We start from the raw sequence: 13,319 nt of genomic DNA, 5'->3' as shown, positions 1-13,319 counted from the left end.
CAGCCCACGGTCGGACTCCCCGGGCAGGCCACACGCGTGAGGAACCTCGCCGGGGACCTCGGCCATGTCGCCGTCCGATCAGCGCCCCGCGCTCGGAGGCCCCGGCACGACGGACCGAGATCGCCGACGCCGCCCGGGAGTTGGACGAACTGGGCTACGCACGATCCGGCCGGGCAGCGGCCCCGGCGTCGCGCGGGCCGTCCCCATCCGCGCCGCCACCTCCCGGATCACGGTGGCCACCGGCACCCGCGGCATCCGGGAACACGAGGCGGCCGACCCCGCCCGGGAGTTCGCGGACGCGAACGTGACGCACGGCGGGCGGCGCCCACGCGTATCCGGTGACCGCCGACCACACCGCCCGCGCCTGTCCGTCTCGTCCGGCCTGACCGGCCATGATGGGTGAATGAACCACCACACCCTCCGGCTCGCCCAGCGCGAGGAGGCCGACGCACTGCTCTCCCGCAGCCCGCTGGCGGCGCTCGTCGGGATGCTCCTCGACCAGCAGATCCCGATGGAGTGGGCCTTCACCGGCCCGTACACCCTGGCGACCCGGATGGGCCGCGACGACCTGGACGCGGGGGAGATCGCGGCGTACGACCCGGAGGCGTTCGCCGCGCTCTTCGCCACCAAACCGGCGGTGCACCGCTACCCCGGCTCGATGGCGAAACGGGTGCAGGCGCTGTGCCAGTACCTCGTCGACCACTACGACGGCGACGCCGCCGAGGTCTGGCGCGGCGCGGCGGACGGCGCGGACCTGCTGCGCCGCCTGCTGGCGCTGCCCGGTTACGGCCGGCAGAAGGCCCAGATCTTTGTGGCCCTCCTCGGCAAACGGCTCGGCGTGACCCCCGACGGCTGGCGCGAGGCGGCCGGCCCGTACGGGGAGGACGGCTCGTACCGCTCGGTCGCCGACATCACCGACCCCGCGTCCCTGGCCCGGGTCCGCGCGACGAAACAGGAAGCGAAACGCCGCGCCTGACCCACATGACAAAGGCAAGGAGAGCGCTCTCTCCTTGCCACTCTCAACGTATAGCGCACAGGGGGGCTTGCCACAAGGCCCCCGTCACGTCGCAGAATCGTCGGCCCAAGCCACAACCTGCGGAAACGAGGGCACGACGTGCGTGTGTTGAGGTCGGCGTACAGGGGACGCGGTGACGTCGAACCGCTGCTGAGTCCGGCGGCGCGGTCGCGGGTGGGAGGGCGATCAGGTCCAGCGCGGCCGGCCACCGCGAGGCGACGCGGCGCGGCTGTCCCGGAGGTGTCGCGATGACCGGGCAGTACGTGTACGGCCTCCGGGAGATCGACGAGACGCGGATCGCGGACGTCGGCGGCAAGGGCGCGCACCTGGGCGCGCTGTCCCGGATCGAGGGCGTCCGCGTGCCGGACGGTTTCTGCGTGACGACGGACGCCTTCCGGCGGGTCATGGCGGAGGCGCCGTCGCTCGGCGACCGGCTCGATGAGTTGTCGCGCGTGGACCCGGACGACCGGGAGGCGATCCGCGCGCTCAGCGCGCGGATCCGCCGGACCATCGAGGAGATCCCCCTCCCGGGCGACCTCGCGGCGGCGATCACCGGCGCGCTCGCCCGGTCCGGCGAGGAGGCCGCGTATGCCGTCCGGTCCAGCGCGACGGCGGAGGACCTGCCGACGGCCTCCTTCGCCGGCCAGCAGGACACGTACCTGAACGTCGTGGGGCCCGCGGCGGTCCTCCGGCACGTCAGCCGGTGCTGGGCCTCGCTGTTCACCGAGCGGGCCGTGACGTACCGCCGACGGAACGGCATCGACCACCGCACGGTCCAGATGGCCGTCGTCGTGCAGCGGATGGTCTTCCCGAACGCGGCCGGCGTCCTGTTCACGGCCGACCCCGTCACGGGCAACCGGAAGGTCGCCACCGTGGACGCCGGCTTCGGCCTCGGCGAGGCCCTGGTCTCCGGCCTGGTCAACCCGGACGTCTTCACGGTGCGGAACGGCGAGATCGTCGCCAGGACGATCGCCGCCAAACAGCGCGCCGTGCACGCCCGGCCGGCCGGCGGCACGGAGGAAGTGGCGATCGACCCCGGGCGGCGGGAGCGGCCCGCGCTGACGGACGCGCAGGTCGTGCGGCTGGTGGAGCTCGGGCGGCGGATCGAGGCCCACTTCGGCCGCCCGCAGGACATCGAATGGTGCCTGGACGACGAGGGCTTCCAGATCGTCCAGAGCCGGCCGATCACGACGCTGTTCCCCGTCCCCGAGACCGGCGACGAGGAGAACCACGTCTACGTCTCCGTCGGCCACGGGCAGATGATGACCGACCCCATGAGGCCCCTGGGGCTCTCCATGTGGCAGTTGACGGCCATGACGCCGATGCACGAGGCCGGCGGAAGGCTGTTCGTCGACATCACCCCGCGCCTGGCCTCGCCCGCGAGCCGCGCCGCCCTCCTGGACACCATGGGCAGGGGCGATCCGCTGGTCAGGGACGCGCTGGAGACCGTCCTCGACGGCGACTTCGTTCCGTCGCTCCCGGACACGGGCCCCGGCGGGCCGCCGGCCGGCGGTGCGTCCGCCCCGGCCGAGGCCGATCCGGCCATCGTCACCGAGCTGATCGAGCGCAGCGAGGCGTCCGTCGCCGCCCTGGAGCGCGACATCCGGACGAAGACCGGACCGGCGCTGTTCGACTTCCTGCTGGAGGCTTTCGAGGAGCACAAGCGGGTTCTCAGCGACCCGCTGAACCTTCGGGCCATCATGGCGGGGATGGAGGCCGCCTGGTGGCTCAACGACAAGCTGTGGGAGTGGCTGGGCGAGAAGAACGCCGCTGACACGCTGACGCTGTCCGCGCCCGACAACATCACGTCGGAGATGGGCCTGGCGCTGCTCGACGTCGCGGACGTGATCCGCCCGCATCCCGAGGTGGTGGCGTTCCTGCGGGACCTCGGCACCGGCGGCGGCGGGGAGCACGAGGACGAGGACTTCCTGGACGATCTGGCGAAGCTCCCGGGCGGGACCGAAGCACGCGACGCCATCGAGACGTACCTCGACCGGTACGGCATGCGCTGCGTCGGCGAGATCGACATCTCCAGGCCACGCTGGCGCGAGCGCCCCACCACGCTCGTGCCCGCGATCCTCGACAATGTCAGAAACTTCCAGCCCGGCGCCGCCGCCCAGCGCTTCGAGCAAGGGCGGCAGAAGGCGCGGCAGAAGGAACAGGACGTGCTGGCACGCCTGCGGGCCCTGCCGGACGGGGACCGGAAGGCCGACGAGACCAAGCGGATGATCGACCAGGTCAGGGCCTTCGCCGGGTACCGCGAGTACCCGAAGTACAACATCGTCAGCCGCTACTTCGTCTACAAGCGGGCCCTGCTGACGGAGGCCGGGCGCCTCGTGCGGGCCGGGGTGCTCGCCGAGAAGGAGGACGTCTTCTACCTCACGTTCCAGGAGTTCCACGACGCCGTACGCTCGCACCAGGTGGACGACCGGCTCATCCGGCGGCGCAAGGACGCGTTCCGTTCGTACCACGCGCTGACACCGCCCCGGGTCCTCACCTCGGACGGCGAGGCCCTCACCGGGGCGTACCGGCGTGACGACGTGCCGGCCGGCGCCCTGGTCGGCCTGCCGGTCTCCGCCGGGACCGTCGAGGGAAGGGCCCGCGTCGTCCTCGACATGGCGGAGGCCGATCTCGAAACGGGCGACATCCTGGTCACGACCTTCACGGACCCGAGCTGGTCGCCCGTGTTCCCCGGCATCGCGGGCCTGGTGACGGAGGTGGGCGGCCTGATGACCCATGGCGCGGTGATCGCCCGGGAGTACGGCCTGCCGGCCATCGTGGGCGTGGAGCAGGCGACCCGGCTGATCCGGGACGGTCAGCGGATCCGCGTGCACGGGACCGACGGGTACGTCGAACTCCTGCCCTGACCGGCCACGGCGACGGCGGGCGGCGCGGGCTCACCGCACCGCCCGCCGTTTCCGTACCGTCACCCGGCGTCACCCCCGGCTGTTACCGACCGTCATATAACGTGCGCGGTCCGAATCCCGCCCGAGCCGAGGGACAGACCACCGCCGTGCATCCCCCGTACCTGCCGCCCCCGCCGCCGCTCCCCCTGCCGCCGAGACCCAAGTGGCAGCACCCGGCCGTCGTCATCACGCTGCTGATCGTCTTCCCGCCCGCGGGCATCGTCATCGTCTGGCTCTGCGACTGGCCGCAGCGGAAGAAGATCATCGCCACCGTGGTCTCCGGTCTCTGGTTCGCGCTCCTGGTGTTCACTCCCTCGGACGACGCGAAGGACGAGAAGGACGACGACCGGGCGGACTCCACCCCCACCGAGGCGGCGGAACCCGTCACCCGGACCGCGGTGCCGGACTTCGCCGGCGAGAACCTGGCGACCGCGGGCGACACCGCCCGCGAGGCCGGCTTCGACTCCATGTCGCACGACGCCACCGACGAGGACGCCGCCCAGCGGGTCGAGGGCAACTGGTCCGTCTGCTTCCAGTCCCCGGCAGCCGGCACGGAGGCCGCCCTGGGCACCACCATCGACTTCGCCGTGGTGCCGGAGGGCACCCCCTGCCCGTCCCGCGACGGCGCCGCCGTCACCCACCCGGAGGCCCCCGACGTCACCGGCCTGCCGTACGCGGACGCCGAAGGCGCGCTGCGCGACATCGGCCTGACCGACATCGAGGCCGACAGCGCCTACACGGACGTCACCCTCCCGGCCGGCCACGACGACTGGGTCGTGTGCTTCCAGTCCCCGGCGGCGGGCGAAGAACTCCGCGACCCCGGCACCATCCCGGCCCCGTCCCCTCTACACATCCGACGCCGCCCAGAAGTAACGGGTCTCGACTCACCGTTTGCTGTAGTGTCGGCGCGGCCCCCAACACCCCCCCTACCCTCTTCGTCGGCAGCGTCAGATGTGTATAAGGGACGGGCCCCACCCCGGAACCCGAACCGGAACCGACGGTGGACGAGGAAGACGACGGTGGCTTCGTCTACTACGAAAACTGCGACGCGGCCCGAGCAGCAGGCGCAGCCCCCCTCCACGAGGGCGACCCCGGCTACCGCGCCGCCCTGGACCGCGACAACGACGGCACAGCCTGCGACACCTGATCCCCATTCCACGACGTGGTACCGGGTGCTGTCACGTCAGTCGGTCTCCGAGCGAGACAGGCTGTTCGTCAACAGGAACCCGGTACTTCGGCCGTTGGTTGTAGCCGATGCGGGGGTCGTTCGATCGGTGCTCCAGGATGAACTCGATCTCTTTCCGGAGCACTTCGCTCTTGGTGGCCGTCTCGGACTGCCAGAGGATGCGCTTCCGGATCGTGAAGTCACGGAGAGCCTCGCGGTCGAAGTCGCGCTCAAGCAGCTCCTTCGACGGGCTTCCGAAGTAGGTCAGCCGGCTGTCGGTGAGATCGGAGCCGACGTAGATCTTCCCGTTGGGGTAGGTGATCATGTAGATGACCTTCATGATCGGACCATAGCGGCGCCCACTGACAACGACGCTGGATGTCCCCCGAGCGAACGAGGTGAGCCCAGTTGGCGCGGCTGACGGAGAACGCGGCGGCCGTCAGTAGCCTCTGGCCATGACCGACTGCGTGCAGACGGCCGAGGAACTGGCCCGGGGGGTGGTGGAGGCCCGGCTTGAGGCCGAGGCACAGATCCTGTTCAGGACACCGGTCGGCCGTTATCCGGCGCTCGAAGCGCACCTCCTGGCGCATCACCTGTGGAACAACCCCGAGATCGTGGCCGTGCTGATCCGTACCGACTCGGCCGGTCACCCGGACCCGGTCCGCCGCACGACCGGCGAGGGCCCCGAAGCCACACGGTTCCGCGCGAGGTGAAAGGGCTTGCCGAGTTCGGCCAGATAACGGCGGTGCCCCACCGGGCCGTCAGAAGCCCGGGGCACCCCTCAGCGAAACCCCGAGAAGTCCCCGCCATCCCCCGAGCAGAGTGCTGGCCGTCCGCGGCGTGACGCTGTTCAATGGTCCGACGGACCGGCCCCGGGGAACACGGACCGCCGACGTCCGCGATCCAGGCGGTCACATCTGGGGAGAACGCACAGTGACCACGACCACAACCGCGGCATCGAACGCCGAGATCCGAGCACTCCTGTCCGCCCTGGACGGACAGCGCCGCCACGTCCTCGGCACACTCGACGGGCTCGACACAGAGGCACTGCGGCGGCCCGTGCTGCCGTCCGGATGGAACTGCCTGGGACTCGTCCAGCATCTCGCCCTCGATGTCGAGCGGTTCTGGTTCCGCGCCGTCGTCACCGGCGACCCGGCCGTCATCAAAGCCCTGGACGACATCGACGACGCCTGGCAGGTGGCACCCGACGTCCCGCACACCGAAGTCCTCGACCGCTATCGCACGGAGGCGGACCTCGCCAACACCGCCATGACCGAAACGACCGCGGACACTCCCCTGGCCTGGTGGCCCCACCACCTCTTCGGAGAACCACACTTGCACACCGTTCGTGACGTCCTGCTGCACGTCATCACCGAGACCGCGTGCCACGCGGGCCATCTCGACGCGGCCCGAGAACTCATCGACGGCCGGCAATGGAAGATCCTGACCTGAGACCGCCCCACAGCCCCCGCCAGGACGGAGACAGCCCGCGAAAGCGCCGAACCCCGCACGCCACCGTCCCCACCCACCGGAACCCGAACGGCCCAGACACCACCGCACCCACACCACCAGGTTCGCCGATGACTCAGACGACTTCCTGCCTCGAAGCGGGCGGCCGGTGAGCTATGACAGGACCGGCGGAGCATGATCTCGTCCGCGCACCTCGCGCGGCACTCGACCGTCCGGGCCCGGCAGGCGGGGGTGGGGGAAACCCGCGCGGAAACACCCGGCAACCGCCCTCGCTCCTGACCGCCCGGAAGGTGCACCCCCGAGAGAGCGCAGCACATCCCACGGCACTCGCGGACACTGGAGGACCACACCCCGGGTCCACTCCCTGAGCAGCGCCGCCGCGCCACACCAAAGAGCCCCGTTCCGCAGTGGGAACGGGGCTCTGGCTGTGCGCTCGGCGGGATTCGAACCTGCAACCTTCTGATCCGTAGCTCAAAGCGGATTGGTCATCTACGGCCGTAACGGTCATCGTGGGACTGGTGACGGCCGCGATCGGCCGCAGCCGGTCACTGCGGTTGCGGTACTACGTTGCTGTACGCCAGCCGCTCTCAGAGCGAGACAGGTAGTTCATCGACAGGGGCTCGGCATGCCGGCCGTTGGTTGTACCCGACGCGAGGGTCGTTCGATCGGTGCTCAAAAATGAGCTCGATCTCCTTCCGCAGCTCTTCACTCTTGGTGGCCGTCTCGGACTCCCAGAGGACGTGCTTCCGGATCGTGAAGTCGCGGAGGTGGCTACCGCCACCGGTCTCGTCTGAACGGCCCGGAACGGTGCTGAATGAGACGGAAACTGAGACGGACGGTGGGGTCGGGCTCGCTAGCATCGTCGCTGTTGGAGGGGGTGTGATGGCACTGGTCCGCAAGGAATCACGACGGAAGGTTGTCGACGGCACGGCCTACCGCTGGCGGCTGCGAGGCAGGCCGACGTACTTCCAGGGCTTGGCCTGGTCGCCATGCACGTTCGCGGTCGAGCATGCGGACATGCCGGGCATGACGCTCATGGTCACCACCGACCAGCCGCATCCGAGCAACTGGATCGGTCGCGCGGCTGGCCCTGTACTGCCGTCCAGCGTTGCCGCAGCAGTACAGCTTGCCCTGCACAGACGGTGCCTGGACCCTGTCCGAAGTTGTGCCACTGTAAGGGGTGTGCTGGTTCTACACATCGAAGCTCTGACCTGCTACCCGCCCTCTGACGGTGTGGTGAGCGCGGCAACCTCGTCCATCACTGAACCTGGCTAAATGCATGTTGACTGGAAAGATCGACGCTGATTGAATGCCTGCAGCATGCTTAAGCCTGCCGTGCAGGCGACACGGAGGAGTGCAGCTTGAGCGCCAGAACGATCCATCCATTCCCGGCTCGGATGGCTCCGGATATCGCCATCGACCACCTTAAGGGTGACACTGCGAGCGGCTCTCTAGCTGTACTGGATCCCATGTGCGGATCGGGCACCGTGTTGGCAGCAGCAACAGCAAATGGGCATAGAGCTCAAGGGTTCGACGTCGATCCGCTCGCGGTCTTGATGAGCAAAGTCGCTACCCAGCACGTCGATACGCTGAACATGACCGAAGAAGCGGCACGCGCGGTCTCCTTGGCTGGGCGCTCGCGGACTAATTCTCTACCTTGGCCTGACGAGGAAACCGTCAAGTTTGCGGAGTATTGGTTTGGTCAAAACCAGCGGGCACAGTTGAACCGACTCTCCAGGGTAATTAATGGTCTTGAAGATATCTCGATCAGGGAAGCCCTTCAGATCGCGCTGAGTCGAACAATTGTCACCAAATCTCCACGGGCTTCTCTTGCTGCCGATACGTCACACAGTCGTCCACACAGGGTAATTCTGGAATCCCAGTACGATGTCTTGAGTGGCTTCACTAAATCAGTTAAAGAGCTTAAGCGCCTTCTTGACCAGCGAGAAGTTCGGGGTACCGCTCTAGTGAGGCGCGGCGACGCTCGCTCGTTGCGAGTAGAAGATGAGTCAATTGATCTGGTAATTACCTCGCCCCCTTACCTGAACGCCATTGATTATCTGCGCGGTCACAAACTGTCACTTATTTGGCTCGGGTACTCTATCCCTGAACTGCGAAAAATTCGCTCCAGCAGCATCGGCGCGGAACGTGCCTTGGGCGAACCGTCGACTGAGCGAGTCGAAACAATGGTTGATTCCATCAAGGCGTCCGTGCCGAACCCGGGCCTGCTGCCCATTGCGACAATCACGAGATACGCGCGAGACTTGTGCATGTTTGGCGACGAATTGCGTAGGGTTAGCAAACCTGGTGCCAGAGTTGTCACAGTGATCGGTAACTCAACCCTGCGTGGTAACTACATCCAGAATGATTCCCTTGTGCGCCTTGCGTACAAGGAATCTGGGTTTCGTGTGATCGATCAAACTGAAAGAGCTCTACCGGAGAACCGCAGGTATCTTCCCGTGTCATCAGCTAACCCATCTTCCTCGATGGCGAAGCGGATGCGCAAAGAGGTAGTCCTGACGGTTGAGAGCCCGAGAGTGCGTTAGTTCACTGGCATACAGGAATCCATATTCTCCCGGGGGAAATACCTGTGACCGCAGAATTTCGGCAGTCGGACGAAGCCGCTACGCAGGCTGCTGAGGTGGAACATCTTGTTCCGGTCTCATCTCTTATCAGTGGTGGCTCGCTAGTTGACCGTGTTCCTCTTCAGCTCTCGTTTGGCATCATTGAGCGCTTCTCTGAAGGACTTTATAGCTCTCCTAATAAAGCCTTCGAAGAGTTGATCACCAATTCGTATGATGCTGGCGCTAAGCGGGTTTGGGTGGCACTTCCCAATGATCTCGCGGCCTCCGGGGCAGTGGTAGTCGTCGGCGATGACGGCGAGTCGATGGGGCAAAGCGACCTCCATGATCTTTGGAAGATTGGCGAGTCAAAGAAAAGGACGCAAAGTCCGCCGGCTGGACGTAAGAACCCTGTTGGAAAGTTTGGGATCGGTAAACTCGCCACTTACGTCCTTGCTCGATCCCTCACCTACTTGGTGTATCAAGGAGGGGTTTATAGGGCTATTACTATGGACTTTTCTATCCTGGAAAATGCCCCCGCCGGGCTTCTAAATACCATCGACCTTCAATTGGATATGGTCGAGCTGAGTCGAGAAGATGCTCTCTCGGCGATGGAGAATGCCTTCATCTCCCTAGGTGAGAACAATGCGTTCCTTGAAGTGATTCGAGGTAATGAGCCGGATCACTGGACAGCAGTAATTCTTGCCGATCTGAAGCCTGCCGCTTCAGAAATTGAACTTGGTAGGCTGAGGTGGATTCTTCGAACTGCGTTGCCTCTGCATCCCGATTTCAAGCTTTACTATAATGCAGAGGACTTGGAGTCAACCAAGGCTGACAAAGAGCGGCTTTGGGAGTTCGTAGTCGGTAAGGACGAGGGACAGCTTCCGGCTCACGGGAAAGGGAAGAAATCCGAGTGGGCACAACTGGCGACCTCGGAGATTCAACTGCCGGATGGTTCTACGGCTAGCGCTCTCCAGTTGCCTCACGCTGGGCCTATCGCCGGTAAAGCCATCCTTTTCAAGGATCCCATCAATTCGGGTAAGAGTGAACGTATTGAGAGAAGCCATGGCTTCTTCGTCCGGGTTCGAGGGAGGCTCATCAACCTGGGAGTGGAGGCGGCAGACTTCGATCTTGATGTTGAGCTGCGCCATGGAACCTTGAGCCGCTTCTTCATGGAAGTGTGGGCCGACGGACTCGATGAAGGGGTGGCCAGCGCACGAGAAAGCATCAAAGAGTCTCTTGCGCTGGATGAGGTCAAGTCTTATCTAAAGGCGGTCTTCAATAGGGCGCGCACGATAGCTCAGGAAAAGGACCGGGATGACAAGCTGGGTCGACTCGGGAAAGACAACAGGCTTGCTGATCCTCCCCTGGCGTTGAGTCAGGGGCCGCTACGTCGAATGCTAAGGCGTGCGGCAGAGGGCGATAGCGTAGTTCAAGACAGTCTTGGCATTATTCCTTCTCAAGAGGAGGATATGGCCAATGCGGTGGACAGCAAAGACGATCTAGTGGAAAAGATCGTCATGGAACCGCAGGTGTCCAGTGCGCGTTTCGTCTCCTACGATCCGGTCCGCAAAACTGTAGTTCTCAACGAGTCGCACCCGTTCGTAGCAAATTATAAGGACGCTAAGAAGGTCGATGAGCCTCTTCGCCTCCTAGGCCTCACTGAGCTGCTGACCGAGGCGTACATGCTTGACGAGAATGTGGCTCCGGAAGTCGTTGAGCGTGTTATGCGACGGCGAGATTCGTTCCTCAGAGCACTGGTTAAACGATACCCGAGGTCGGCCACGGTGATTGCTCAGCACCTGAATGATGCGCGCAACAGGGAAGATGATCTAGAAGACGCGGTTGCGGATGCCTTTTCCATACTGGGTTTCCATGTAGTCAAACGGGGAGGCGCAAGCCACGGGACGGATGGGATCGTAACAGCTCGACTTGGGCGGCGTCACGAAAATGCTCAATCATCCAGCTACGCATTCACTTACGATGCGAAGTCGAGTGGTGAATCGGTTGTCATCCATCTCGACGACGACGGCGTTGAGATCCCGATAGAGAACACCTCGAAGGTAGCCAAAATTCGGGCCGACACGGCCAGGACATCCATCCTTCGGGTGCATCGCGAGAGTTTGGTGAAGGATGCATCCGTCGAGATTAAGCCTAGCTTTACGGTAGTTGTTGCTCCAGATTTTCAAGGCGCAGAGGATCCTGAAGCTCTGTTGTCTAAAGTTTGCGAGAACGACGACATCGTTCCTATCCGCGTAGCCGACTTTGCAAAGCTAGTCGAAGTATTTCCGCTGCAAGGATTGTCCCCCGCTTCAATTAGGCCACTGTTCGACCTTCGTTCGCCGGCGGACACTGCTGCCTGGATTAAGCAGCAAGAAGCGAGTGTCTCGGTTCCTCGACCCCGGATTGATCGATTGGTTCAGGTCCTCGAAAAGTTTAGCGATAAGCCGGTCGCTACGAAGATTCAGCATCTTCATGCTTGGATGATTGCGGATAATTGGACGGGAGCTGAGAGCGAGCTAGAGGGCCTGGTTCGAGGTCTCCACGCGCTTGCGCCGGTGTCCTTCTTCTATCAGGACGGCTATATAGCCCTGAATGCCTCGATAGAGGCGCTGTACTCTGAGATTCGTGCGTCACTGGAGGTGTATGAAGACGGAGGAATGGTTGCTCCGTATCTGGCCTCCATGCCACAGGCGTCAGAGTGACGTAGCCGTTGTGGTCAGCGGCGAGCACATCTCTGTATAGGTCGGTGGGGCGGCTTTGGGCTGGAGCTGCTTTGGCGCGAGCAATCATGGCCCCGTAAGCTGCCGGCGCGTCGGGCAGTCTGTGGACCAGTCCGGTAAGGCACGACGTTGGGGCCACGATCTCCGAGGCTCGCGCCAAAGTGGCTCCGTAAAGCCGTGGAGCCGACCGCCCCGGCCACCACGCACCCCTCCTTTGGCATAAGGCGGCTGATCGCCGTGAGCGCGGCACGGGCGGCAGGCCCGGCCGGGGCCTGGGCCCCGCGCGGGGAGCCGAGCGAGCCGACCTGAGGTCGTGGAGAAGGTTGTTACTCGGTCTCGGTGCTGATGTCGGTGAAGGTGAAGTGGTCGAGGCGCATGATGAGTTGGGCGGCGATGATCCAGCGTGTGGCGGGGTGGTCGAAGGGGAGGCCGGTGACGGGCGGCCCGGGCACCGGGGTCATCCGATGCCGCGATACCGCCCCGGGTCCACTCCCGGAGCGCCGCCACCACGCCATACACGAAAGCCCCGTTCCGCGAAGGAAACGGGGCTTTGGCTGTGCGCTCGGCAGGATTCGAACCTGCAACCTTCTGATCCGTAGTCAGATGCTCTATCCGTTAAGCTACGAGCGCCCGGCCCGGGGGCCGTGGTGCGGGGACAACATTACATGACCCGGCCGTCCTGGTGAAATCAGATCGGGGCAGCCCGTCTGAGCTGCGGAAACAAGCAAAAGCCCTGGTCGGTGACGACCAGGGCTTCCGTGTGTGCGTGATCTTGTTCCACCGGCGGAGGCTCCGGGATTTGAACCCGGGATGGGGGGTTACCCCAAACCGCATTAGCAGTGCGGCGCCATAGACCAGACTAGGCGAAGCCTCCTCGCACAGCAGCGCGAGCGCCGCGTGCGAGCAAATGATGCCACAGCCCGAACGGCCGCAGCCAACCGGATTCCACCCTACGGGGGTGTCGCCGTCGCGTCGAGTTGCGCAACGGAACGGGCCGAGGAGCGTTAGCAGTGCGGGCGGAGGCACCAGGCGCCTCCCCTCGCCACATCGCCACTCGCACCAGGAGCGCCCCCATGCCGTTCACGACCCTCGCCACCGCTCTCGCCCTCGCCGCGTCGGCCGCCCTGCCGGCCGTCGCCACCGCCCAGGACGAGGGCGCCGACACGCATCGTCTGGAGATCACCGTCACCGGCACCGGGGAGACGGACGGCACCTTCGAGCTGACCTGTGCGCCCGCCGGGGGCGACCACCCCGAGCCGGCCGACGCGTGTGCCGCGATCGAACGGGCCGCCGCGCCTTTCGAGCCGGTCTCGGCGGACACCCTGTGCACCTACATGTACGGCGGCCCGGCCACCGCCACGATCGAGGGAGTGTGGGAAGGCCAGCCGGTCCAGGCGGAGTTCAGCCGTTCCAACGGGTGCGAGATCGCCCGCTGGGACGCCCTCGTGCCCGCCCCCCCCGCGCTGAGCTGAGCGGCCC

At 65.3% G+C, this 13,319-nt stretch carries 9 protein-coding genes and 2 tRNA genes; 8 read left to right on the top strand and 3 right to left on the bottom strand.

The genetic code is table 11. From position 1 onward, the window contains the following. Nucleotides 1-403: 403 nt before the first annotated feature. The 7 genes from BN2279_RS16640 (at nucleotide 404) to BN2279_RS27825 (ending at nucleotide 11,822) form a co-directional block, all read left to right on the top strand. Nucleotides 404-976, top strand: coding sequence for an HhH-GPD-type base excision DNA repair protein (locus BN2279_RS16640; RefSeq protein WP_059010347.1), 573 nt, complete (start codon nucleotides 404-406; stop codon nucleotides 974-976). Nucleotides 977-1,263: 287 nt separating this feature from the next. Further along, entirely contained in the window at nucleotides 1,264-3,882 is a 2,619-nt protein-coding gene (gene rph / locus BN2279_RS16635; RefSeq protein ID WP_059010345.1) for a rifamycin-inactivating phosphotransferase, read from the top strand. Nucleotides 3,883-4,028: 146 nt separating this feature from the next. Continuing rightward, nucleotides 4,029-5,507: a PASTA domain-containing protein gene (locus BN2279_RS31755; protein ID WP_159037242.1), complete on the top strand. Its 1,479-nt coding sequence runs from the start codon at nucleotides 4,029-4,031 to the stop codon at nucleotides 5,505-5,507. Nucleotides 5,508-5,541: 34 nt separating this feature from the next. Then, nucleotides 5,542-5,799 (top strand): divalent-cation tolerance protein CutA, encoded by a 258-nt coding sequence (locus BN2279_RS16615; RefSeq protein ID WP_059010337.1) that lies wholly within the window; start codon nucleotides 5,542-5,544, stop codon nucleotides 5,797-5,799. 220 nt (nucleotides 5,800-6,019) lie between these two features. Next, nucleotides 6,020-6,538: a DinB family protein gene (locus BN2279_RS16610; protein WP_059010335.1), complete on the top strand. Its 519-nt coding sequence runs from the start codon at nucleotides 6,020-6,022 to the stop codon at nucleotides 6,536-6,538. Nucleotides 6,539-7,917: 1,379 nt separating this feature from the next. Next, nucleotides 7,918-9,102, top strand: coding sequence for a class I SAM-dependent methyltransferase (locus tag BN2279_RS29405; protein ID WP_159037241.1), 1,185 nt, complete (start codon nucleotides 7,918-7,920; stop codon nucleotides 9,100-9,102). Nucleotides 9,103-9,146: 44 nt separating this feature from the next. After that, complete coding sequence (locus BN2279_RS27825) at nucleotides 9,147-11,822, top strand: ATP-binding protein (protein WP_159037240.1); 2,676 nt, start codon at nucleotides 9,147-9,149, stop codon at nucleotides 11,820-11,822. Between the two features lie 344 nt (nucleotides 11,823-12,166). Here BN2279_RS27825 and BN2279_RS31075 read toward each other — a convergent pair whose 3' ends face one another. The 3 genes from BN2279_RS31075 to BN2279_RS16595 form a co-directional block, all read right to left on the bottom strand. Further along, nucleotides 12,167-12,301 carry a hypothetical protein gene (locus BN2279_RS31075; RefSeq protein WP_267887132.1) on the bottom strand — a complete coding sequence of 45 codons (135 nt, stop codon included), beginning with the start codon at nucleotides 12,299-12,301 and terminating at the stop codon, nucleotides 12,167-12,169. Nucleotides 12,302-12,397: 96 nt separating this feature from the next. Further along, nucleotides 12,398-12,470 (bottom strand) — tRNA-Arg (locus tag BN2279_RS16600). A gap of 154 nt (nucleotides 12,471-12,624) precedes the next feature. After that, nucleotides 12,625-12,714 (bottom strand) — tRNA-Ser (locus BN2279_RS16595). A gap of 199 nt (nucleotides 12,715-12,913) precedes the next feature. Between BN2279_RS16595 and BN2279_RS16590 the strand changes: the two genes are divergently transcribed. Beyond that, nucleotides 12,914-13,312 (top strand): SSI family serine proteinase inhibitor, encoded by a 399-nt coding sequence (locus BN2279_RS16590; protein ID WP_059010333.1) that lies wholly within the window; start codon nucleotides 12,914-12,916, stop codon nucleotides 13,310-13,312. The last annotated feature ends 7 nt before the right edge of the window (nucleotides 13,313-13,319 follow it).

This window comes from Streptomyces specialis, assembly GCF_001493375.1.
GTDB classification, from domain to species: Bacteria; Actinomycetota; Actinomycetes; order Streptomycetales; family Streptomycetaceae; genus Streptomyces; species Streptomyces specialis.
This window is presented reverse-complemented; position numbering and strand designations above follow the sequence as displayed.